Raw genomic sequence first — 21,598 nt, forward strand, 5'->3', positions numbered from 1 at the left:
AAGTAATCAGGATATATTATTGCGTTTGGCGAACTCGTAAAGTCCGACCATATTTTGAATGTCGAGTTTCTCCATCAGTCGGCGTTTGTAAGTGCTCACGGTTTTATCGCTGATGTTCATTCGATGTGCCATTTCCACCACTTTCATACCTTTGGATAAATACACCAGCACCTGTAATTCTTTGCTTGAGAGCCCGGCAATCTTATTTTTATCTTCCTGAATATCGTCCGGTAAACCATGCCGTTTACGGTTTAAAGGGAAAAAGCCATATCCGGCATTGATTGCGCGCACCGCATCATGTAATTCGGTCATGTTGTTGCGTTTGCTAATAAATCCATCCGCCCCGGCAGCAGCACTGCGCTTAATATAGTGATCAACGTCTTTGCCGGTCAGTACCAGGATTCCGCCGTTGAAGCCGTTGTGGCGCAGCCTTTGCACCAGATCGATACCGTTGTAGGAGGGCATGTCGATATCGACGATGATTAAATCCGGCGACATTTTTTTCGTCAGCGCCAGCGCTTCGAAACCATCATCCGTTTCGCCGACCACATTCATATTATCCGTTTCAAGCAGTAGTCTTAGGGCCATCCGAACCACCGGATGGTCATCAACGATAAGAACGTCCTTCATATTGCTGTCCTATTTATTGCGGTGAGAGGAATATTTATTAGAATTGTTGTTAATGATTAATGGATTTTATGGTTAAAGTTTAAATGGCGCAAATGATTATTTTGTAGGGGTTTCCTGATGCAATAAATATCATTTGCTGACGCTTTAATTATATATTGATGATGGATGTTTATTTTTATATTTTTCGATGGAGTTAATTATTAAATACGGCTGAGTAGCCATGTGGAATAAACTTTAGGAAGTTCCGACCTTTTACTCTGGCTGGCGCAGTGCCAGCCAGACTTTTTTCAGCAGGAAGGTGAGGGGGATTGCTAATATCGCGCCGGTCATGCCGAGCAGCGCCTGCCAGAACAGAAAGGCCAGCAGCTGCACGGTTAGAGTGAGATTGAGGCGTTTGCCGAGCATCAGCGGCTCCAGCACTGAACTGAGCAGCAGGTTTAGCACCACAAAGAATCCCACCATCATCAGGCTGGTTTGCGTATCGAACAGGATGAAGGTTTGGATCACTGGAGGAATGGCCGCAAGAAAAGAGCCCAGCACCGGAATGTAGTTGAAGATAAACATCAGCACGCCCCACAAAAAGGCGAATTTCAATCCCAGCAGATGCGCCATGCCCCAGACAATCACGCCGCCTAGCAGGCCGGTCAGCGTTTTCACGCGCGCATAGACAATCACACTCTGAATCCCTTCTTCCAGCGCGATAAACAGTGCCGAGTGTTGTTTACTGGCGCGCAGGGTGCGTTTCAGTAATGGCAGTTCAACCAGCATAAACAGCAGCATCAGAAACACCATCAGCCACCACGAAAGCAGGCCGGGGATCAGTGACAGTTGTGTAGTGACAAAGCGCACCACCGCACCGGCATCGACAAAATTCAGCATCTCATCGGCGGTGAGGGCAATGCCCATCTGGCTTAGGGAAAGCGTCAAATATTGCAGTTTGGCCGCCACCAGATTGGGTGCCTGGCGGCTGATTTTAATCAGGTCAGGTGCTGAGGCGCTGAGCGACATAATGGTGATGACGATCAGCAGCAGCAAAATCACAATCACTAACAGGGAAGAGAGGGTTCGTGGGATGCCGCGCTGCGCCAGGCGGCTAATTAGGGGATCCAGCATCACGGCAAGAAATATCGCCAGTAAGACCTGGTTAATCAGCGGCGCGCCAAGATGCAGCCCAAACAACACCAGCGTCAGGCATGCGAGTAGAAACAGGGCTTGCGCCAGTGGCGTGAGAGATTTTAACCAACCCTGGTACATCGATGCCGTTCTCCAGTAAACGGGCGGTTGCCGAGCGCAGCAACCGCCTGATAGGGAAGCGCCTTACTCGCGCGATTTCCCCTCTTCGATAAACTCTTCGTCGATCTCTTCCGCATTTTCGCGATTATCGCGTCCGGAAAGCAGGTTCCAGCAGGCGATAAACAATGCGGCAATCAACGGGCCGATAACAAAGCCATTGATACCATAGACTTCCATGCCGCCGAGTGTAGAGATCAGGATCAAGTAGTCCGGCATTTTGGTGTCTTTTCCGACCAGCAGCGGACGTAAAATGTTATCCACCAGTCCAACTACCACCACAAAGAAGCCCACCAGGAACAGGCCTTTCCACAGTGCGCTGGTGGCGAAGAAGAAAATGGCCGCCGGTACCCAGACAATCGCGGAGCCCACGGCCGGGATCAGTGACAGGAACGCCATCAGCGCACCCCACAGTAAGCTGCCATCAATACCGGTGATCCAGAAGGCGATGCCGCCCAGCACACCCTGCACTACGGCGACCACTACCGTGCCTTTTACCGTTGCGCGCGACACCGCAGCAAACTTCACCATCAGGTGATGTTTCACGTAGGTGGAAAGCGGCAGCGATTCCAGAATCAAATTCACAAGCCACGCGCCGTCTTTCAACAGGAAGAACAGCAGATACAGCATCACGCCAAAGCCGACGGTGAAGGTGAAGGTGCCTTTACCAATCAGGAACACGCTGCCCGCCATGTACTGACCACCCTTCAAAGCGAACTCAGAAAGCTTTTGCTGAATCTGTCCGGCATTGTTGAGGTTATGCTCGGCGAGGTAGCTCTGCGCCCAAGTCGGCAGATGCTGCATTAAATCGGCAAATACCGTTGGGAACTGCGATGAGCTGTTCTGCAGTTTGGTATAGACCGTGTTCACTTCCACCACCAGCGAAGAGGTAATAATCGCGAGAGGGGTGAAGACAATCAGGCAGATAATCAGCAAGGTGGCGAACGACGCCAAACCGTTGCGATCGCCCATTTTACGGCGCAGCAATGATTTGAGCGGATGGAAGATGACCGCGAGGATCGCAGCCCAAAAAATGGCGGAAAAGTACGGTGTCAGCACGTCAAAAAAGGCGTAAGTGACTATCGCCAAAATAACAATAAAGAAGCCGAAGTTAAGTCCTTTGATACGCATTCAATAGTCTCGAGAGTAAATGTGGCGAATGAACTATAGAACGGGAATCGGGGAATGTATTGCTTTTAGGCAAGAAGTGCGGATAACGGATGTCCCGATCTGTCCTGCTGATGTCTGCAAGCGGGCTGGCGTAACGCTGGAATGACGGAGATGATGGGGCAAAAGCTGACAGGAGATTAATCATGCTGGAACTGCGTCCCAACTGTGAATGCTGTGATAAAGACTTACCGCCCGAGTCGGCGGATGCGCGCATCTGTTCGTTCGAATGCACATTTTGTGTCGAGTGTGTGGAAACCACGCTGCATCATCGCTGCCCAAACTGTGAGGGCGAACTGGTGCGTCGTCCGGTGCGTCCGGCGGCGGCGTTAGCGCGCCATCCGGCTTCGACCACGCGTCATTTGTCTGCTTCCGCCACGCGCTGAATCAGTGCGTGCAACTGCGTTTCATTGAACACTTCGATTCCGTGCTGGCGCAGCAGCGCGGCGGCAACCCCATTGCCCGCGATTTTCTCCCCGCTGAAGCGGCCATCGTAGATTTGCTGGCTGCCGCAGGTTGGGCTGCCATCGGTGAGCAGGGCAAAACGACACTGTGCATCCTGCGCGGCACGTAACGCCAGCCACGCCGCCAAAATATAGTGCTGTGTGACGTTGTCGCCGTTTGATTCCAGAATATCAGCCTGCCCACTCAGCACCTGCTCAGCGCTGCCGCCGCGGATTTCAGCAGGTAAACGCGGGGTTTTAGGCCTGCCGCCAACTCGGGGCAGTGGATCACTAGCCGTTGTTCAGCACGCCACCTTGCCAGCGTACTGGAGATGAGTAACTTATCGCTGCCATTATACCGAACCGTAAAACCCATCAGGCAGGCACTGACTAATATTCTTTCCATGTCACCTTCCCTCGGAAATTATTCGCAGCAGTAACGTAATATTCTAATGCTGGCAGCGAAGTTGAAATAAAAATCCATTTAATGGCGTAAAGCCTGCGCTATATTTAGCGCGATATTAATCACGATTGTGAATTAATTGAGGTGCGATTGGATTCTAACTTATTATTGCTCAGCAAATTGATGAATAACGCTGAAGTTTGCCGGTAACAGCGAGTTTTTGATGCCGTGTACGCGTAATCGTATTGATTTAACGGTGTTTTATGGCCTGTTCAGTGTGTGGCTATCGTTGCTAACCGGTTCATTTCAATCTTGATGCAGGCGGGGAAATTAGTGAATTCGTATTCTGGTCAGAGCACAGACCTTATTTGCGCGTCAGATCAGCTCAGCAAATGCTTATTTTTCTCTGCGGTTTTATTTTTACGGTTTTTTTCCGAAAAGCAGAGGTTTTTAAAAGAGTTTTGCAATTTTAAATGGTATTGTTTACCGGCAATGCTAGTGATGTGGCGTTGTGTGCTTCAGTTTTACCCTCAATTTTCAGGGTTAACCTGCTTTATGCAATTTATGGAAAATGCATTCTCCACCCGATCCTCGCGATCGGGTTTCTTTCCCTCTCCGCACTTCAAATAATCGCCGCTCACTTCAAGACCAGATAATGTCAGAAAAGACACAATCGTTAAGAAAGTGATAATTTGCAGTAATGTATTGTAAGTGTCCGGTTTTTAAGAGTTTTGGAAATCCTCTTTTGCCTCCGATTAGTGAATAGTGTCTCTCGACGGTGCAGTAACTGCCGTTATCATTGGAGGCAACATTATGAAAAAAACAACATTAAGTCTTATTGCGTCACTTATTGCATGCAGCACACTGTTCTCTTCTGTCTCCTGGGCGGATGGCCCGGGCGACCAACGCTGGCAGCAGCACGGCGGCGACCAGCATCAGGACCATGGTCATGGCCCTGATCACGGCGGCGACCGTGGCCCGGATCACGGCAACAATCGCGGTCCGGATCGTGGCCCAGACCATCATGACCGTTATGCCGATCATCGCGGTCCAGAAGGTCACCACGACGGCGATCACTTCGCCTGGAACGGCCACGATTTCCGTCGCGGCCATCCAATGCCGCCGGAATATCGCGGTCCGCACTATCGCGTAGATGACTGGCGTGAACATCGTCTGCCAGAGCCACCGCGCGGCGAATACTGGTCTTACGTTGATGGCAACTATGTGCTGATTGCGGCGGCCACCGGCGTGATCACCTCGCTGCTGCTGAACGGCGCTTTCAACTAATATCCCCCACGGATGGCTACGGCCATCCGTGTTTCTCTCTGCTTTCTGCCCTCACCAGGTTATTCTCTCTGCGACCCTTTTTTCCCTACAATGCGCTAAGGAGTCATGATGACCGTGGTAAAAATGGTGGCAGTAGACAAGGACGGCACCTTTCTCGACGATAAAAAGCAGTACAACCGGGCTCGTTTTCAGGCTTGTTATCAGGAAATGAAACGGCGCGGCATCAAATTTGTGGTCGCCAGCGGCAACCAGTATTACCAACTCAAATCCTTCTTCCCCGACATCTCCAGCGAAATTGCCTTCGTCGCCGAAAACGGCGCGTGGATCATCGATCGTGATGAAGAGCTGTTCTGCGGGGCGTTCAGCCGTGCCGATATTGATGCGGTGCTTGATACACTGCATAACGGCAACTACCCTGAGTTGCGTTACATCCTTTGCGGACGCGAAAGTGCTTACTACTTCGAAGGTCTCGACGAGAGCTGGCTGGTGAAGATGCGCCACTACTGCCATCGTCTGAAGCCGATTCGCAGCCTCGATGAGGTCGCGGATGACAAACTCTTCAAGTTCGCTCTTAATCTCTCCGATGAATATGTTGAACCCTTAATGGCGGATATCGAACGTCTGCATGAGGGCTCAGCCGCAGCCACCTCCAGCGGACACGGTTCCGTAGACTTGATCGTGCCGGGCAATCACAAAGGGCACGGCCTCGATCTGCTGGGTAAACGCTGGGGCATCGAACGCAGTGAAATTTTGGTGTTCGGCGATGGCGGTAACGATCTGGAGATGCTGCAGCAATCTGGTTTCAGCTTCGCCATGGCGAATGCACCGCAAAAGGTGAAAGATGCCGCACGCTTTGCCGCGCCCAGCAACAATGAAGAGGGCGTGCTGCAGGTGATCGAGCAGATGCTGGCGGGCAAACCGCCGTTTGTCGTCTGATCGTCACTGTGCTTTAGCGATGCGCTGAGAATAGCCAGGCGCTGCGAGCTGAAGCACTGGCTTAGAACATTGCGATGTTTAAAGTGGTGCGGGCGTGCTTTGGCGCGCCCGCACAGCCGAAATTAACCGATGCTAGGCAACATGCCAGGCGGCGGTAATCATCTCGGTGATGGTCGGTGCATCGTAACTGACCCAGCCATTTTTACTGTTGGCGCGCGCGACAATCCAGTCAACGTCCGTGGCGCTCAGCGTCGGTCCTTCCTGCCAGAACGGCACAATCGCATGCTGCTGCAGCCAGGCTTTGAGCGCCAGTGCCGCAGGTGCCGGATCGTCCGGTAACAGCGCTTGCCCCAACTGCGTCATCAACTGCTGCTGCTCCGCGTGTTCTGTCTCGGCCAGCACATCGAGGAACGGGAACAGCAGGCGACCACACACTTCCCCGTGATGGAACGGTTTAATCGCGCCCAGCTCACCGGCAATCCCATGAATTACCCCTAATCCGGCACTGCTGAGGCAAACGCCGCCCAGCCAGGAAGCCATCATCATCGCCTCACGTGCTTCATCACCTTGCGTATCGTCGCGGTTCAGGTTTGGCCACGCCTTGAAGAACAATCGCAGACCGTTGAGCGCAGTTTGTTGGGTAAACAGATTGCCCTTACGCGACAGATACGCTTCGAACAGGTGGGTAAAGGCATCAATGGCGCAGGTTGCGAGTACGCTGTCCGGCGTGCCCTTGAGCAAGTCGGCATCCAGAATGGCTACCTGCGGCACAAACACCGGATGACGCAGCGAAGCTTAATCTGAATGTGCTGCTGGTCAGTAACGACGGCGTTTTGCGTTGCTTCGCTGCCAGTTCCGGCGGTGGTCGGGATGGCAATTAACGGCAGGGTAACCGCCTGCACCGGCGTATCACCGACTTTCTCCAGATAACGCGCGGTGTTCAGCGGATGCTGCATCATGGCGCTAAAGGCCTTAGCCGCATCCAGCACGCTGCCACCGCCGATCGCCACCACGCGATCAACATGACCGCGCCAGCGATTCACCCAGGCATCAATTTCATCGGGCGAGGCTTCATGGCTGACAATCTCGTAGCCCAGAATCTGGTCATTCAATGCCGCGCCCATTCTCTGCCAGGCCGGGCCGTTGAGAAAAGATCGGCCACAGAATAGCAGCGTCGGTTGGGGATTGGCGGCCAGCAGCGGCAATAAACGGTCAATGCTGCCGCGACCAAACAGGGTTTGTTGATTACTGTACAACTCGATCAGATTCTCACTCACCTGCATATCCTTTTTTGAATGGCGTAAAGACCTTAGTGTAACCAAAAGCCGTGACGCCCCCGCGGCAAACATTCTGATAACCACCAGGCAAAAAGTTGATCACCTTCGCAAAACAGAAATTCACCGTGCGCGGCTGATGCTTTGTGCGCAATGTTACCCTTAACATGATACCCGTAACATTGCGCAGCAGGCCGCGTGCCTCTCGCCAATGTCATTGAATCGACGATCCTCTGGGATAACCAAAACAAACCGCTGCCGACATGCTGTCGAGCGCAAAAGTGGAGAAAAATTATGCCATTACTCTATGTGGCGATTGGCGTAGCGTTACTGCTGCTATTGATGATTCGATTCAAACTCAACGGATTTATTGCGCTGATACTGGTCGCGCTGGCAGTGGGTGTGATGCAGGGAATGCCGGTCAACAAAGTGATCGGCTCGATCAAAACCGGCGTGGGCGGCACTCTGGGCAGCCTGGCGTTGATCATGGGCTTCGGTGCCATGCTGGGCAAACTGCTGGCCGATTGCGGTGGAGCACAACGAATTGCCACCACGCTGATTGCCAAATTTGGTGAAAAACATATTCAGTGGGCGCTGGTGCTGACGGGCTTCACCGTTGGTTTCGCCCTGTTCTATGAAGTGGGCTTTGTGCTGATGTTGCCGCTGGTGTTCAGCGTTGCGGCATCAGCGCGCGTGCCGTTGCTGTATGTCGGTGTGCCGATGGCCGCTGCGCTGTCCGTGACGCACGGTTTCCTGCCACCACATCCCGGTCCCACCGCGATTGCCACATTGTTCAATGCCGATATGGGTAAAACGCTGCTGTACGGTACGTTACTGGGGATTCCTACGGTGATTCTGGCCGGACCGGTTTACGCGCGTTTCCTGAAAGGTATCGATAAGCCGATTCCGCAAGGACTGTGGAACCCGAAAACCTTTACCGAAGCGGAAATGCCCGGATTTGGCGTCAGCGTGTGGACGGCGTTAGTGCCGGTGGTGCTGATGGCGTTGCGTGCGGTGGCAGAAATGCTGCTGCCGAAAGGGCATGTGCTGTTGCCTTATGCTGAGTTCTTCGGCGACCCGATCATGGCGACGCTGATTGCGGTGCTGATCGCCATCTTCACCTTTGGTTTAAACCGTGGGCGCAGCATGGATGAAGTAATGGGCACCATCACGGACTCGATCAAACTCATCGCCATGATGCTGTTGATCATCGGCGGCGGCGGGGCGTTTAAGCAGGTGCTGGTGGACAGCGGCGTGGATAAATACATCGCGAATATGATGCATGCCACTAACCTGTCGCCGATCTTTATGGCGTGGTCGATTGCGGCGGTGCTGCGTATTGCGCTGGGTTCTGCCACCGTAGCGGCAATTACCGCAGGCGGTATTGTGGCGCCACTGATTGCGACCAGCGGTGCCAGCCCAGAATTGATGGTGATTGCGGTGGGATCCGGTAGCGTGATCTTCTCACACGTCAACGATCCCGGCTTCTGGTTGTTCAAGGAGTACTTCAATCTGACCATCGGCGAAACAATCCGCTCATGGTCAGCGCTGGAAACCATTATTTCGGTGTGCGGCCTGGTGGGTTGTTTGCTGATGGCCAACATTATCTAACTCACATGGCTGAGGCAGCGCGCCTCAGCCATTGTTCTGCGGCTTACTCTGCCAGGGCGCGGAAGGCCGCCAATTCCTCGTCGGGCATTCCCGCCTGCAACGCCGCCGCGCAGATCTGTTCCCAACTATTGCTGTCGAGCGGAATGCCATCCCGATCGCGCGCCACGCGATTCTGCTCTTCCCATTCGCCCGGTACCTGAATCGGTGCCTCACCGCTTTGCGGCGAGCGTTTTACCCACTCAAGGAAAGATTCTGCTTCTTCCTGCATCGCAGGGGCATCAAACGCCTCGGGATTGACGATGATGGTGGTCATGCAGTTGAAGATGGCATCATGGCTGCTGACCAGGGTGGCATCATGCGTGGTGCGTCCACCGGAAAGTGCACCGCCAAGAATTTCGCACATGGTGGCCAGCGCATAACCTTTGTGCAAACCAAATGGCATCAGCGAACCGTAAGGTGCCTGATGCATCACACCGGGCTCCGTGGTGGGCTGCCCTTGATGATCAATCAGATATCCCGGCGCGACCTGCTGCTCCTTGTTCCATGCCACGCGCGTTTTACCGTAGGCGATGCCGCTGGTGGCGAAATCGAGCAGCAGCGGCTTGGCGTTACGACGTGGGAAGATGGCGCAGAAGGGGTTGGTGCCGAAACGACGATCGCTCCCGTTAAACGGGGCCACCATCGGGTCACCCATCACGTTGACGAAGTGGAAAGAGACGAATCCCGCGGCGGCACACTGCTCTGCCCAATGACCGATGCGGCCAATGTGGTGCGCATGATGTAAGCCAACGGCGGCAATACCCAGTTTCGCCGCACGCTCAATGCCGTGCTGCATCGCCTGATGCGCGGCCACCTGGCCAAAGCCGTTATGGCCGTGCAGCGTAAGGACCGCGCCTGCATCCTTCACGATGGTGGCTTGTTGATTCAGCTGCAGGAAACCCTGCGCCAGCGAATTCATGTAGGTTGGGATCATCCCCACGCCGTGGGAATCGTGGCCGGCCAGGTTGGCGGCCACCAGATGATCGGCCACTAAACGTGACTCTTCAGCGCTGCTGCCAGCATGTAACCAAATGGCCTGAACGAACTGATGCAGTTGGGAAGGGGCGATACGATAGAGGGCACTCACGCGGTCAATCTCCTTGTCATGTTCAATAGTCCATCCTGCGCTTAAAGCAACAATCACCGCAAGTGAGCGTTATCAAAAGCAAAGGGCCACAATCCGTGGCCCAATAAACTCAATGTGGCTGTTCAAAGCCGGCTTTCACCATCTGATCGCGCAACGCGCGGGTAATTTCACGGTTCCCACCCGTGACCGGATAAATGACATTGTTGACGACATCGTCAAGATAGTGCTCTTCAAACTCTTGCATGGTGAGTTGGGTGCCACCTTCATCATTGATGGCAATGCTGCCACTGATGTGGTTGCCGTAATCCTTTGCCTTCAGGCTATAACGCCCCATGCTGGTATTAATCGTGCTCATAAGATCTCCTTGTTACGTAGGCAGTGATAACAATTGAGGCCTGCTAGAGGCGCTGTAAGTTTAGACAGCATGAGGCGGCGGTGCGCAGCGGGAGCGGGGGATAAAAGCGTGACCTGAGACCTTTCTCGCAGAAATAAAACGGAGCTGAAAGCAACGCACATCATGTTACGTGACAGTGCTCGCACTGAGCAGCGAACGCAGAATGATCATCTATACTGAATGACGGATGCGTTAATTTTCATCACTGAAGGAGCGAACTATGAAAATAATTCTGTGGATCATCGCCATCATCTTTATCGTGGGATTGCTGACAATTACTGGCGTGTTTAAACTGATTTTCTGACTCGAACAGGCACCTAAGGTGCCTGAATTCGTTATTCAGCACGAGAGGCGGCGAATTCACTAAATGCCCGCACCGCAGGGATGAGATCGCGCCAGTCAATCGGCTTGTCGCAAACCGCGCAACAAGCGCCATGGTGTGGTGTGTTCCGATTCTCTTCAGTGTTTGGTAATGTGAAATAAAATTTAGCGCAGCCGCAGCGTTGACAGCAAATAGTCATCTCAATGTTCCTCCCTCTCCGTCCTGGAAAGATGAGATTTATCTCATTCGTCTATTGAGTTCAATTCATAAATTTAATTAATTTATTGCCGGTGTAAATGATCGGCGTTAAGTTGCTGAATAGTGGCTGATATCTCTGAATGATTGTGATGCATAAAGTGCACTAAATGTTCATTTTGAATATGACATTGCCAGAATATCCATCTGCCTGTTCAAATTGAAACGTAAACTAAATCACATAAAAATAATCCCCTAACCCAGACTATACCTGGAGTTTTTAGCCGCCTTTTTAAATATCCTTTTAAGCCGTAGCGTTAATAATCGCCCACTCACCGAATGCGCTGTTTTACCGGGTTGGGTTGAGCTTAAGAGATGATTTAATAGGACAGTTTTGTGAATCGGCACATTTTTTCCGCTATATCGGGCGGCACATTGACCTTATTGGCCACGTTTAGCGCATCAGCAGTCTCAACGACGCAAGCCATCGAATCTGGCTGGAATACTTTTAGTGACAACGTTGCGGAAACCTGGTCGCAGCCCCAACACAACGATCTCTATTTGCCTGCTATCACCTGGCATAACCGTTGGACCTACGATGAAGAACACATTGAAAAATATAATGAGCGGCCGTGGGGCGCAGGTGGCGGTGTGTCTCGCTGGGATGAAAAGGGCAACTGGCACGGACTGTATGCCATGGTGTTCAAAGACTCGTTTAATAAATGGGAACCTATCGGCGGTTATGGCTGGGAAGCGACCTGGCGACCTTTGAACGATCAGAATTTCCACATCGGTGCAGGGTATACCGCAGGAGTGACCGCGAGAGATAATTGGCGCTATATCCCTGTTCCGCTGGTTTTGCCCTTAGCGTCAATAGGATACGGTCCAGCTACATTCCAAATGACTTATATTCCAGGCACTTATAATAATGGTAACGTGTTTTTTGCCTGGTTGAGGTTTCAGTTTTAGCACGTGAAAAGCGACAGAAAGTGTGAAAGAGGTTCAAAAAAGCGATATTTATCACTTTTTCATCAATTCTCACTGGACAAATGTCACCGCAATTGCTGTACTACATGCCGACACAGTTTAGTGTCCATTTTTCATGTAAAGGTAATATAGATGTCCAAGATCAAAGGTAACGTTAAGTGGTTTAATGAGTCGAAAGGCTTCGGTTTCATTACTCCAGAAGATGGCAGCAAAGATGTATTCGTACATTTCTCTGCAATCATGAGCAATGGTTTCAAAACCCTGGCTGAAGGCCAGCGTGTAGAGTTCGAAATCACTGACGGCGCTAAAGGCCCATCTGCTGCTAACGTTATCGCTCTGTAAGTTAACAGTTAGAATTTTGAAAACCCGCCTAATGGCGGGTTTTTTTTATCCTTTTTTTACATCTGCCACCAGGTCAGGGAATAGCCCAACACGGCCGCCATGGCGACACTGAGCGCCATCAGTTCATTGAAACAGCGTGGAATCATGTCTTTCATGCGTATGCCCCAGAGCGTTATTTTACTCAGCATCGCAAAGCCACGTTAAGCCAACCTTAAGCCGTGATGACAGTCTCATGACAGGGCACATTCTGCGGCGTATTTCACAGATACTGCCAGTAACATTCCCATAACAATCCTTACTTGCAGCTTTTTGCGCAACAACGCTATATAACTGCATTCAGGGACTCATGAGGAGGCAGGATGAACATACGTCAGGCACTGGCAAAAGACAGTTTTGCTTTGAGTGCGCTGTTAACCGAACTGGGGTACAGCGGCACGGAAAAATTCATCGATACGCGTCTGGCGCAATTAAGCAGCCATCCCGACGAGATGCTATTGGTGGCGGAACACGGTAATCAGGTTCTGGGGTTTCTCTCCCTGCACTTTATTCCCCAGCTGGCGCTGCCGGCTGATTTTGCGCGCATCAGCTATTTTTGCATCGCAGAAGGTGAGCGCAGCAAAGGCAGCGGACAGCAGTTGCTTAGCCATGCCGAGCAGCTCGCGCGCGAGCGAGGTTGCGATCGCATGGAAGTGCATTGCCACGCTTCGCGACTCAAAGCGAATCAGTTCTATTCGCGCGAAGGCTATGTCGAATCCCCGCGCTATCACATCAAAGATCTGGGCTAGGTTCCACGCCCGGTGGCAATTACGATCGCGTCAGCGATGCTATCGAGTTGTTCGAAAGGCAACAGGGCAGCACTGACGCGAATGAATGGTGAGCTATTGATGCTGCAGCGCTCGCCGGGCAATACCGCAATGCCGCGTGCGGCCAGCGTAATCATGGCGTACTGCTCGGATTCCACCGGTATCAACACGCTTAATCCATCCCGCTCTTCCAGCACTAAACCGCGTTTGGCGAGTGCGGCCAGTAACTGCTGACGGCGTTGCGCGTACACCGTTTTCGCCTGCTGAATACAGTGTTGCGTGGCGTTATCCGTCAGCATCCATGCCACCGCATCCTGCAAAATACGGCTGGTCCAGCTGACGCCAAAGTTACGCCACGACTGCAATCGTTTCACCATTTCTGCGGTGCCGGATAACGCCGCCAGGCGCAGATCCGGGCCATAGGCTTTGGAGAAAGAGTGGACGTGGATCACCCGTTCCGGGAAGTGAAAGCCCAGGCTCCAGGCTGGCCAGCGCGACAAATCACCAATGCCGTCATCCTCCACTATCATCGTGGCACTGTTGGCCAATACGCGTGCCAGTTCACCACTGCGGCGCTGGGTCACGCTGTGTCCCGTCGCCGAATGGGTGCGTGGCTGGTAGATAAACATGGCCGGTGATTTTTGCAAATGGGTGGCCAGCACTGCCGGAATCGGGCCTTGATCATCACAGGGCAACGGCAGAATTTCAGCTCCGATATTATCCAGCATATCCAGCAGACGCGTGGCAGTCGGATCCTCAATCACTACGCGATCGCCCGGCGATAACAGGGTTTGTACGATCAAGTTCATGGCATCAAAACCGCCGTCGGTCGCCAGCCAGGCTTCAGCCGGATAGGGCCAGCGTGGGCTGATGGCGGCCTGCAGCTGAGGCGATATCGCTTCGCGCTGATAGCTGTTGAGCTGAGGAGAGGCGATCCCGGCGATCATCGCCCGTTTGAGGTCGGGCAACAGAGCCGGATCGGGTGACGCCATCGCCAGTGCCGCACGGATGTTCTCACCGTAATTGCCAATCTTCTCAAAGCGTATCGGACGCGGCAGCACGCTGTTGCCGCATACCCACACGCCGCTGCGCCCTTTGCCCGCCAGCACTTTCTGTTTTTCAGCTGCGCCCACGCCGCAGACACCGTCGCCGGGCTCACGCCCAGCCGTTCCGCCAGTTCGCGCACGGCTGGCATCTGCATGCCGACGGCGATTTGCCCATCGCGGATCAAGCTCGAGGCGGTGAGCGTAATGCCTTTCACCGAAGCATCGTCAATCTGTTGGCTGAGCCACTCTACATTCACAATTTGCGTCATAAGAAAATCATTTGTTCAGTAACAAAGAATTGATTGTTCAGATTAGTATTCGCGTTTTAGACTCGAATTCAAGCACTATTTGATGAATATATAGACAAGGCCAGTTGGCTGGCAGAAAAAACGGGGAAAGCACAAATATGGTAACCATCAGACTGGCGGTGCGTGACTGGGATTATTTCACCCCGCTGGCACTCGGCGACATCAAACCGGAAGGCTTTACGCTGGAAATTGACCGCGTAGGGACACTGGTCGATAACCTCGCCACCAGCGACAAATACGATGCGGGCGAAGTTTCATTCAGTCGCTATGCTCAGGCGTGTGCACGCGGCGATTATTCGCTGCTCGGCCTGCCGCACTTCCTGATGCGCGGCTTTCGCCAGCGCTGCATCATTACCACCGCTGACAGCCCCATTACCACGCCAGCCCAGCTGAAAGGCAAAAAGATTGGCGTCACCGGCTGGCAGGATTCTGGGAATACCTGGACCCGCACCGTGCTGCGTGAAGCCCGTGTGGAAATTGATGATGCATACTGGTTTGCCGGTCGCCTGACCGAAGAACATCCGATTGTTGATCGTCTTGCGGGCTTCGGTCGCCCGGGCCGCATTGAACCGGCACCGGGTGAGCGTCCGTTGATCGAACTGCTCAAGGCCGGTGAGCTGGATGCGGTGTTCACCCCCTTCATGCCGGAAGGTTTTTTCCTGAAAGATTCTGGCCTGCGCCAGCTGCAAAACGACTTTGTCACCGCCGAACGTGACTACTTCAACCGCGTTGGCTACGTGCCGGGCATTCACTTGCTGGCGATGAAACCGGCACTGGCAGAGGCGCACCCGTGGCTGCCGCAGGCGTTGAGCGAAACCATCGATCGTTCGTACCAGATGTGGATGCAGAAACGCGAGAAATATGCCGACACCACGCCGTGGCTGCTGGACGATTTGCGACGCACCGCGCAGGAATTGCCGGCGGACTGGAATCAGAACGGATTCTCCGCTAACAAAAAGATGATCGTCGATTTTGCCAACGAGCTGTTCCAGCAAGGCTTAACCAAAACATTACTGACGCCGGAAGCGATTTTCCCGGCTGCAGCGCAAGGGGAGTGATGATGAAAGTTGCAATGGGGCAGTTTGCTGTCAGCCGTGAATGGCAGGAAAACACCGATATCTGCATCGGTTTAATGAACAATGCGTTGGCCGGAGGCGCGGATTTACTGGTGTTGCCCGAAGGTGTGCTGGCACGTGATATTGCCGACCCTGATCTGGTACTGAAAGCCGCTCAACCGCTAGATGGTCCTTTCATCACGCAGCTGCTGGCTGTCAGTAAAGGCAACGATTTAACCACCATGATGAGCGTGCATGTGCCGACCGAAGGTAACAAGGCGCTCAACGTGCTGATTGCGATACGTAACGGTGAACTCATCGCCGCCTACGAAAAGCTGCATCTCTATGATGCGTTTGCTATGCAGGAATCACAGCGCGTGAATCCCGGCAACGAAATCCCCCCGCTGGTAGAAGTGGCCGGAATGAAGGTGGGTCTGATGACCTGCTATGACGTGCGCTTCCCTGAACTGGCGCGCCGTCTGGTGCTGGACGGTGCCGATGTGCTGGTACTGCCTGCCGCGTGGGTCAAAGGCCCGCTGAAAGAGATGCACTGGGAATTGCTGTGTACCGCACGCGCGCTGGAAAACACCTGTTACATGGTGGCCGTGGGCGAGTGTGGTCCGCGCAATATCGGCAACAGCCTGGTGATCGATCCGCTGGGTGTGGCGATTGCCAAGGCGCCGGAATCCGCCGCACTGGTGTTTGCCGACCTCGACCCGCAGCGTATCGCCTATGCGCGCAGCGTGTTGCCGGTGCTGGAAAACCGCCGTTTTGCACGTCCTGAACTGAAACCACTTTGATAGATTTTGGGGAAACTGGCTGATGAATAAATTAACTACCGCTATTGTGCTGGCTCTGGGTCTGACGGTTAGCGCTGCGCAGGCAGCGGATGCCATCCCGACGCAGAAAGTCGATCAGGCGTTGCACGATCGCCTGCCCGCAGAGATTAAAACGGCCGGGAAAATGATTTCGGTGAACAACGGCTCGTTTCCTCCGTATGAGATCGTTAACGGCCCACATTCCATGGACGGTGCCTCTGCTGACCTGACCAATGCATTGGCGGAACTGCTGGGTGTGAAAATTGAACACGCCACGGTAAGCGGTTTGTCGGGCGTTGGCTGGGATTAACTCGGGCCGTTATCAGATGGCGATTGGCCCGATTGGTGACTATCCCGATCGTCAGCAGAAAGTCGACTTTATCGATTTTGTGCAGGAATTCGTGGTGTTCGGCGTGCAGAAGGGCAATCCAGCCAAAATTAGTGGCCTGGAAGACACCTGCGGCAAGCGTATTGCGGTGATGGCCGCAGGTTCAGCCGAGCAGGTGATTCGCAAGCAGTCAGATGCCTGCGTCGCGGCAGGCAAGCCAGCGGTGGTGGTGCAATCCTTTACCGATCAGCCTTCATCGATTCTGGCGGTGCGCTCGAAGCGCTCTGATGCGTTCTTCTCTTCTCAGGCTCCGCTAACGTACTTTATCGAACAAGCTAACGGACAGCTGGAGTTGTCAGGGAAAGGACAGAAAAACGGCTTTGGCGATATCTTCCAGGGCACGGTGGTACCGAAAGGTTCTGATCTGGGCAACGTAGTACTCGACGCCTATAAAGAGCTGTTCGCCAACGGCACCTACGCGGCAATCATGAAGAAGTGGAAACTCGACGGCAATATTCTGCAGCAGCCGGGACGTAATCTGGCGCAGGGGACAGCAAAATGAATCCGGTCACCCACAATACGCGAGCCAGGGATAAGGCCAACGTGCAACAGCGCGATGTCGCTTTCGCCCGCAGTGCGCCCACCTATGGACGCTGGATCTCATGGATTGTGGTACTGGTGGTCGCGGCCAACTTTCTCTGGCTGGTGGCGACCAATCCCAATTTTGAATGGAATGTGGTGTTGCAGTGGTTCACCGAAGGTTCGGTGATGAAAGGGCTGCAGGTGACGTTGGGGCTGACGGTGGTCTCAATGATCCTCGGCACGCTGCTTGGCCTGCTACTGGCGGTATGGCGCCTGTCGGAAAATAAACTGCTGAGCGGCATCTCGTCACTCTACATCTGGTTTTTCCGGGGGACGCCGCTGCTGGTGCAGCTGATCTTTTGGTACAACCTGTCGACGCTGTTTCCGAACATTTCGATCACCGTACCCTGGACGGACATCACCTTCGCCAGCTGGAATACCAACGATCTGATTACGCCGCTGACCGCTGCGTTTGCCGGTCTGGCACTGAATGAAGCAGCGTATATGGCGGAGATCATCCGCGCTGGGCTGTTATCCGTGGATCAAGGTCAGGTGGAAACCACTCAGGCGTTTGGCATGAGCCGCAGCCGCGCGCTGCGCCGCATCATCATTCCGCAGGCGATGCGATCCATCATTCCACCCACCGGCAACCAGCTGATCAGTATGATCAAAGCGACCTCGCTGGTGAGCGTAATCGCCATGGGCGATCTGCTGTACTCGGTGCAGGCGGTGTATAACCGTACCTTTGAAATTATTCCGATGCTGATGGTGGCGGTGATCTGGTATCTGATCATTACCTCGATTCTTAATGTGGGGCAGTCAGCTGTGGAACGCTATTACGCTCGCGGAACCAAACGTACCGTGGTGAACAAACGTCGGGCAGATACTGCTGTTGCAGCGACACATCAGCTGAAGGAGGATGTATGAGTGAGGTTCAGCCGCTGGTGAGTGCGCGTAATGTTCAGAAGAGCTATGGCGATAATGAAGTCTTAAAAGGTATCGATCTGGATGTGTTTCCAGGCGAAGTGGTGGTGATTCTCGGGCCATCGGGCTCGGGTAAATCAACTTTCCTGCGCTGCATAAACCATCTGGAAGATATGAATGCCGGTTCCATTATGGTCGGTGACGAGCAGATCGGCTACGAATTGAAGCGCGGTATTCTGCATCGTTTGTCGGCACGACGGATCGCTCATCAGCGCCAGAAGATCGGCATGGTGTTTCAGCAATTCAATCTCTATCCGCACATGACCGTGCTGCAGAACATTATCGAAGCGCCTATCGGTGTGCATAAGTTTCCACGCCAGCAGGCGCTGCAGCATGCACGTGAGCTGCTATCGACGGTGGGATTGAGCGATAAAGCCGATGCATGGCCACGCCATCTTTCCGGTGGGCAGCAGCAGCGTGTGGCGATTGCGCGTGCTTTAGCAATCAAACCGGCACTGATGCTGTTTGATGAGCCGACTTCCGCGTTGGATCCCGAGCTGGTGGGCGAAGTGCTGGCCACCATGCGCACACTGGCCGATCGCGGGTTAACCATGATCGTGGTGACACATGAAATTGGCTTTGCGCGTGAAGCGGCGGATCGGGTGGTGTTTATGGATGGCGGCGTGGTGGTGGAGCAGGGTACACCGGAGCAGGTAATTGGCAATCCTCAGCATCCCCGGACGCAGGCATTTCTCAGCCGCTTTATTTGAATCGTGATCTTACTCTGTTACAGATTTGGTTTGAGACCGGTGATAAACTGCGCGTTAATAGTCATGTTCTTTTTTCGCTAAGGTTGAAAGGTAAAATATGGAAGGTTTCAGCATTGCCAAACTGCTGATCATCGGTGCGCTCATCGTACTGCTTTTTGGCACCAACAAGTTACGTTCACTGGGTGGCGATCTGGGTTCCGCAATCAAGGGCTTTAAAAAGGCCATGAAAGATGATGAATCCTCCGCTACCAAAACAACGGCTGAAGAAGTCCCTGCAGAACGCGTAACGCATAAAGACTGATCTCTGCATTGAACGTCAATAAGTGTAAATACTTATTACGGCCATAAAAAAACCAGACTATCAAAGTCTGGTTTTTTGTTTTCAGCCATCGGCTAACAGAGTGGCAGCAAATTATTTCACTTCCAGCCCTTTGGCCTGCATGTCTGCGTGATAAGAAGAGCGTACAAACGGACCACAGGCTGCATGGGTGAAGCCCATTGCCATGGCTTCTTCTTTCATCTCATCAAACTCTGCTGGGCTAACATAGCGCTGAACCGGCAGGTGATGGCGGCTTGGCTGAAGATACTGACCGAGCGTTAACATGGTGACGCCATGGCGACGCAGATCACGCATCACTTCGACGATTTCCGCATTGGTTTCACCCAATCCCACCATCAAGCCAGACTTGGTCGGCACATCCGGATGCGCTTCCTTGAAACGCTCCAGCAGCTTCAGTGACCAGTCGTAGTTGGCACCCGGGCGCACCTGGCGATAGACGCGCGGTACGTTTTCCATATTGTGGTTAAACACATCCGGTGGCGTCGCGGTGAGGATTTCCAGCGCACGATCCATACGGCCACGGAAGTCCGGCACCAGAGTTTCAATCTTGATGGTTGGGCTTTTTTCGCGGATGGCGCTAATGCAATCGGCAAAGTGCTGAGCCCCGCCGTCGCGCAGATCGTCGCGGTCAACCGAGGTGATTACCACATAACGCAGTGCCATATCAGCAATGGTTTGTGCCAGTTTCAGCGGCTCATTGGCATCAGGGGTATTTGGACGACCATGTGCCACGTCGCAGAACGGGCAACGACGGGTACAAATCGCACCCAGGATCATAAAGGTGGCGGTGCCGTGGTTAAAACATTCCGCGAGGTTAGGGCAGGATGCCTCTTCACACACCGAGTGCAGACCATTTTTACGCATAGCGGCTTTGATGCCCTGAATGCGGCTGGAATCCGCAGGCAGTTTTATCTTCATCCACTCCGGCTTGCGCAGAATCTCTTCACGCTCGACCATCACAGTTTTCACCGGGATCAGCGCCATTTTGTCGGCATCGCGATACTTGACGCCACGTTCCATCTGAATTGGTTTACTCATAAATCTGCAGGTTCCGGTCGGGATTGCGATTTGAAAGCTTCCTCACTCAAACTGAGAACCAGGCTTTCAACTTTATTTGAAAATATGGCAAAAATTATATCATTTCGTCTGCGTATAAGCAGCCGATAAGCGAGTGCTAAAGTTACAATTTTGTAAATTCGCACAGACAGTCAAGGTCAGACCGCGGCTTCATTTTGCCATTCCAGTTGGGTAAAGCCGGTTAATCGCGCGAAATGTTGCACTAAACGTGGCTGCACATCGGCAGGTGTCACGCCCGGTTGGACATCACTGAGCTGCGTCATCTGCATCCCGGCATAGCCGCAAGGATTGATGCGCAAGAAGGGCGCGAGATCCATCGCCACATTCAGCGCCAGACCATGGAACGAACAGCCTTTGCGAATACGCAGACCCAGCGAGCAAATCTTATCATCGCCGACATACACGCCGGGCGCATCGGCACGCGCTCGTGCAGCAACATCATAATCCGCCAGCGTGGCGATAACGGTTTCTTCGAGGGCGGTGACCAGCTCACGCACACCGATCTTGTGACGCTTAATATCAATCAGGACGTACATCACCTGCTGCCCTGGCCCGTGATAGGTCACCTGGCCGCCACGATCGCTTTGGACCACCGGAATATCACCTGGCATCAGCAGATGCTCGGCTTTGCCCGCCTGGCCTTGGGTAAACACCGGATGATGTTCCACCAGCCAGATTTCATCGGCGGTACTGCTGTCACGTTGATCGGTAAACTGATGCATCGCATCGGAGACAGGCTGCCAGTCGCGCTGGCCCAGTTGACGAACAAGAAGCGTGTTAGCTGACACAGCGAAGATCCGGTAGAGAGTGAAGGGCTGAGTATAACGCTGGCAAAGCCGCCTTTGCCAGCGCAGGGATTACAACACCATCCGCACGATATCGATGTTACCCAGTTCTTCGTACAGGGTTTCAACTTGCTCGATATGAGTGGCAGTAATAGTGATAGACACCGAATGGTAGTTGCCTTTGCTGCTCGGCTTCACCGCCGGGGTATAGTCGCCGGGTGCGTGGCGCTGCACCACTTCAACCACTTGATCAACCAGCTCCGGTTGCGCCAGACCCATCACTTTGTAGGTGAAGGAGGTAGGGAATTCGAGCAGTTCATTCAGTTTGGTTTTCATGTTGGCTCCGGTGCTTAAA

General features: G+C 53.3%; 21 protein-coding genes and 4 pseudogenes. 14 read left to right on the forward strand and 11 right to left on the reverse strand.

Going from position 1 to position 21,598, the window contains the following annotated elements:
- Positions 1-6: 6 nt before the first annotated feature.
- The 3 genes from HA45_RS03545 to HA45_RS03555 all read right to left on the reverse strand — a co-directional run bounded on the left by HA45_RS03545 (position 7) and on the right by HA45_RS03555 (position 3,051).
- Positions 7-630, reverse strand: coding sequence for a response regulator (locus tag HA45_RS03545; RefSeq protein WP_100702349.1), 624 nt, complete (start codon positions 628-630; stop codon positions 7-9).
- Positions 631-882: 252 nt separating this feature from the next.
- A complete protein-coding gene (locus HA45_RS03550; RefSeq protein WP_100702350.1) occupies positions 883-1,884 on the reverse strand; it encodes an AI-2E family transporter in 1,002 nt (333 codons plus the stop codon).
- A 63-nt stretch (positions 1,885-1,947) separates the two neighbouring features.
- Positions 1,948-3,051: an AI-2E family transporter gene (locus tag HA45_RS03555; RefSeq protein ID WP_100702351.1), complete on the reverse strand. Its 1,104-nt coding sequence runs from the start codon at positions 3,049-3,051 to the stop codon at positions 1,948-1,950.
- A 182-nt stretch (positions 3,052-3,233) separates the two neighbouring features.
- Here HA45_RS03555 and HA45_RS03560 point away from each other — a divergent pair, with 182 nt between their 5' ends.
- The gene (locus HA45_RS03560; RefSeq protein ID WP_100702352.1) at positions 3,234-3,473 is read left to right on the forward strand and encodes a DUF1272 domain-containing protein; all 240 of its coding nucleotides are present in this window, start codon (positions 3,234-3,236) and stop codon (positions 3,471-3,473) included.
- On the opposite strand, the pseudogene HA45_RS03565 reads toward HA45_RS03560, so the two are convergent.
- A pseudogene (locus HA45_RS03565) lies at positions 3,446-3,936 on the reverse strand (2-thiouracil desulfurase family protein). The gene HA45_RS03560 and the pseudogene HA45_RS03565 sit on opposite strands and share 28 nt — an antisense overlap.
- An 810-nt stretch (positions 3,937-4,746) precedes the next feature.
- On the opposite strand from HA45_RS03565, the gene HA45_RS03570 reads away from it, so the two are divergent.
- Both HA45_RS03570 and HA45_RS03575 read left to right on the forward strand, forming a co-directional pair.
- Positions 4,747-5,220, forward strand: a complete 474-nt coding sequence (locus tag HA45_RS03570; RefSeq protein WP_100702354.1) for an RcnB family protein — start codon at positions 4,747-4,749, stop codon at positions 5,218-5,220.
- A gap of 108 nt (positions 5,221-5,328) precedes the next feature.
- A complete protein-coding gene (locus tag HA45_RS03575) occupies positions 5,329-6,156 on the forward strand; it encodes a Cof-type HAD-IIB family hydrolase (protein WP_100702355.1) in 828 nt (275 codons plus the stop codon).
- 132 nt (positions 6,157-6,288) lie between these two features.
- Here the strand turns inward: HA45_RS03575 and HA45_RS03580 are convergent.
- Positions 6,289-7,599, reverse strand: a pseudogene (locus HA45_RS03580) (iron-containing alcohol dehydrogenase).
- Positions 7,600-7,724: 125 nt separating this feature from the next.
- Here HA45_RS03580 and gntT point away from each other — a divergent pair.
- Complete coding sequence (gene gntT, locus HA45_RS03585) at positions 7,725-9,041, forward strand: gluconate transporter (RefSeq protein WP_100702356.1); 1,317 nt, start codon at positions 7,725-7,727, stop codon at positions 9,039-9,041.
- 43 nt (positions 9,042-9,084) lie between these two features.
- Here the strand turns inward: gntT and HA45_RS03590 are convergent, their stop codons facing one another.
- Positions 9,085-10,167, reverse strand: coding sequence for a malate/lactate/ureidoglycolate dehydrogenase (locus HA45_RS03590; RefSeq protein ID WP_100702357.1), 1,083 nt, complete (start codon positions 10,165-10,167; stop codon positions 9,085-9,087).
- Positions 10,168-10,276: 109 nt separating this feature from the next.
- Complete coding sequence (locus HA45_RS03595; RefSeq protein WP_008103719.1) at positions 10,277-10,522, reverse strand: hypothetical protein; 246 nt, start codon at positions 10,520-10,522, stop codon at positions 10,277-10,279.
- Between the two features lie 259 nt (positions 10,523-10,781).
- Here HA45_RS03595 and HA45_RS29405 point away from each other — a divergent pair, with 259 nt between their 5' ends.
- From HA45_RS29405 to HA45_RS03615, 4 genes are all read left to right on the forward strand, one after another.
- Positions 10,782-10,865, forward strand: coding sequence for a small membrane protein YohP (locus tag HA45_RS29405; protein WP_017346848.1), 84 nt, complete (start codon positions 10,782-10,784; stop codon positions 10,863-10,865).
- Between the two features lie 609 nt (positions 10,866-11,474).
- A complete protein-coding gene (pagP, locus tag HA45_RS03605; protein ID WP_100702359.1) occupies positions 11,475-12,047 on the forward strand; it encodes a lipid IV(A) palmitoyltransferase PagP in 573 nt (190 codons plus the stop codon).
- A gap of 150 nt (positions 12,048-12,197) precedes the next feature.
- Positions 12,198-12,407 (forward strand): transcription antiterminator/RNA stability regulator CspE, encoded by a 210-nt coding sequence (gene cspE / locus HA45_RS03610; protein ID WP_034829024.1) that lies wholly within the window; start codon positions 12,198-12,200, stop codon positions 12,405-12,407.
- A 359-nt stretch (positions 12,408-12,766) separates the two neighbouring features.
- Complete coding sequence (locus tag HA45_RS03615) at positions 12,767-13,192, forward strand: GNAT family N-acetyltransferase (RefSeq protein WP_100702360.1); 426 nt, start codon at positions 12,767-12,769, stop codon at positions 13,190-13,192.
- Here HA45_RS03615 and HA45_RS03620 read toward each other — a convergent pair.
- Positions 13,189-14,525 (reverse strand): annotated as a pseudogene (locus HA45_RS03620) (aminotransferase-like domain-containing protein). The gene HA45_RS03615 and the pseudogene HA45_RS03620 overlap by 4 nt on opposite strands.
- A 137-nt stretch (positions 14,526-14,662) precedes the next feature.
- On the opposite strand from HA45_RS03620, the gene HA45_RS03625 reads away from it, so the two are divergent.
- The 6 genes and pseudogenes from HA45_RS03625 to tatE all read left to right on the forward strand — a co-directional run bounded on the left by HA45_RS03625 (position 14,663) and on the right by tatE (position 19,342).
- On the forward strand, positions 14,663-15,622 hold the full coding sequence (locus tag HA45_RS03625) for a substrate-binding domain-containing protein (RefSeq protein ID WP_100702362.1): 960 nt from the start codon (positions 14,663-14,665) through the stop codon (positions 15,620-15,622).
- Positions 15,623-15,624: 2 nt separating this feature from the next.
- Positions 15,625-16,419 (forward strand): deaminated glutathione amidase, encoded by a 795-nt coding sequence (locus tag HA45_RS03630; protein WP_034829032.1) that lies wholly within the window; start codon positions 15,625-15,627, stop codon positions 16,417-16,419.
- 22 nt (positions 16,420-16,441) lie between these two features.
- Positions 16,442-17,327 (forward strand): annotated as a pseudogene (locus tag HA45_RS03635) (ABC transporter substrate-binding protein).
- The gene (locus tag HA45_RS03640) at positions 17,324-18,274 is read left to right on the forward strand and encodes an amino acid ABC transporter permease (RefSeq protein ID WP_100702364.1); all 951 of its coding nucleotides are present in this window, start codon (positions 17,324-17,326) and stop codon (positions 18,272-18,274) included. The pseudogene HA45_RS03635 and the gene HA45_RS03640 overlap by 4 nt, the downstream one beginning before the upstream one ends.
- Positions 18,271-19,041 (forward strand): amino acid ABC transporter ATP-binding protein, encoded by a 771-nt coding sequence (locus HA45_RS03645; RefSeq protein WP_100702365.1) that lies wholly within the window; start codon positions 18,271-18,273, stop codon positions 19,039-19,041. Before HA45_RS03640 ends, HA45_RS03645 begins: the two co-directional genes overlap by 4 nt.
- A 97-nt stretch (positions 19,042-19,138) precedes the next feature.
- Positions 19,139-19,342 carry a twin-arginine translocase subunit TatE gene (gene tatE, locus HA45_RS03650; protein ID WP_100702366.1) on the forward strand — a complete coding sequence of 68 codons (204 nt, stop codon included), beginning with the start codon at positions 19,139-19,141 and terminating at the stop codon, positions 19,340-19,342.
- Positions 19,343-19,453: 111 nt separating this feature from the next.
- Here tatE and lipA read toward each other — a convergent pair whose 3' ends face one another.
- From lipA to ybeD, 3 genes are all read right to left on the reverse strand, one after another.
- Complete coding sequence (gene lipA, locus HA45_RS03655) at positions 19,454-20,419, reverse strand: lipoyl synthase (protein ID WP_100702367.1); 966 nt, start codon at positions 20,417-20,419, stop codon at positions 19,454-19,456.
- 176 nt (positions 20,420-20,595) lie between these two features.
- The gene (gene lipB, locus HA45_RS03660) at positions 20,596-21,246 is read right to left on the reverse strand and encodes a lipoyl(octanoyl) transferase LipB (RefSeq protein WP_100702368.1); all 651 of its coding nucleotides are present in this window, start codon (positions 21,244-21,246) and stop codon (positions 20,596-20,598) included.
- Between the two features lie 69 nt (positions 21,247-21,315).
- Complete coding sequence (gene ybeD / locus HA45_RS03665; RefSeq protein WP_100702369.1) at positions 21,316-21,579, reverse strand: DUF493 family protein YbeD; 264 nt, start codon at positions 21,577-21,579, stop codon at positions 21,316-21,318.
- Positions 21,580-21,598: the final 19 nt, after the last annotated feature.

It is taken from the genome of Pantoea rodasii (assembly GCF_002095465.1).
Classification (GTDB): Bacteria; Pseudomonadota; Gammaproteobacteria; order Enterobacterales; family Enterobacteriaceae; genus Pantoea; species Pantoea rodasii.

What these genes read in the sequence shown, in the direction of transcription:
- HA45_RS03545 (WP_100702349.1), bottom strand. Translation starts at nt 630, where the DNA reads ATGAAGGACGTTCTTATCGTTGATGACCATCCGGTGGTTCGGATGGCC.
- HA45_RS03550 (WP_100702350.1), bottom strand. Translation starts at nt 1,884, where the DNA reads ATGTACCAGGGTTGGTTAAAATCTCTCACGCCACTGGCGCAAGCCCTG.
- HA45_RS03555 (WP_100702351.1), bottom strand. Translation starts at nt 3,051, where the DNA reads ATGCGTATCAAAGGACTTAACTTCGGCTTCTTTATTGTTATTTTGGCG.
- HA45_RS03560 (WP_100702352.1), top strand. Translation starts at nt 3,234, where the DNA reads ATGCTGGAACTGCGTCCCAACTGTGAATGCTGTGATAAAGACTTACCG.
- HA45_RS03570 (WP_100702354.1), top strand. Translation starts at nt 4,747, where the DNA reads ATGAAAAAAACAACATTAAGTCTTATTGCGTCACTTATTGCATGCAGC.
- HA45_RS03575 (WP_100702355.1), top strand. Translation starts at nt 5,329, where the DNA reads ATGACCGTGGTAAAAATGGTGGCAGTAGACAAGGACGGCACCTTTCTC.
- gntT (WP_100702356.1), top strand. Translation starts at nt 7,725, where the DNA reads ATGCCATTACTCTATGTGGCGATTGGCGTAGCGTTACTGCTGCTATTG.
- HA45_RS03595 (WP_008103719.1), bottom strand. Translation starts at nt 10,522, where the DNA reads ATGAGCACGATTAATACCAGCATGGGGCGTTATAGCCTGAAGGCAAAG.
- HA45_RS29405 (WP_017346848.1), top strand. Translation starts at nt 10,782, where the DNA reads ATGAAAATAATTCTGTGGATCATCGCCATCATCTTTATCGTGGGATTG.
- cspE (WP_034829024.1), top strand. Translation starts at nt 12,198, where the DNA reads ATGTCCAAGATCAAAGGTAACGTTAAGTGGTTTAATGAGTCGAAAGGC.
- HA45_RS03615 (WP_100702360.1), top strand. Translation starts at nt 12,767, where the DNA reads ATGAACATACGTCAGGCACTGGCAAAAGACAGTTTTGCTTTGAGTGCG.
- HA45_RS03625 (WP_100702362.1), top strand. Translation starts at nt 14,663, where the DNA reads ATGGTAACCATCAGACTGGCGGTGCGTGACTGGGATTATTTCACCCCG.
- HA45_RS03630 (WP_034829032.1), top strand. Translation starts at nt 15,625, where the DNA reads ATGAAAGTTGCAATGGGGCAGTTTGCTGTCAGCCGTGAATGGCAGGAA.
- HA45_RS03640 (WP_100702364.1), top strand. Translation starts at nt 17,324, where the DNA reads ATGAATCCGGTCACCCACAATACGCGAGCCAGGGATAAGGCCAACGTG.
- HA45_RS03645 (WP_100702365.1), top strand. Translation starts at nt 18,271, where the DNA reads ATGAGTGAGGTTCAGCCGCTGGTGAGTGCGCGTAATGTTCAGAAGAGC.
- tatE (WP_100702366.1), top strand. Translation starts at nt 19,139, where the DNA reads ATGGAAGGTTTCAGCATTGCCAAACTGCTGATCATCGGTGCGCTCATC.
- lipA (WP_100702367.1), bottom strand. Translation starts at nt 20,419, where the DNA reads ATGAGTAAACCAATTCAGATGGAACGTGGCGTCAAGTATCGCGATGCC.
- ybeD (WP_100702369.1), bottom strand. Translation starts at nt 21,579, where the DNA reads ATGAAAACCAAACTGAATGAACTGCTCGAATTCCCTACCTCCTTCACC.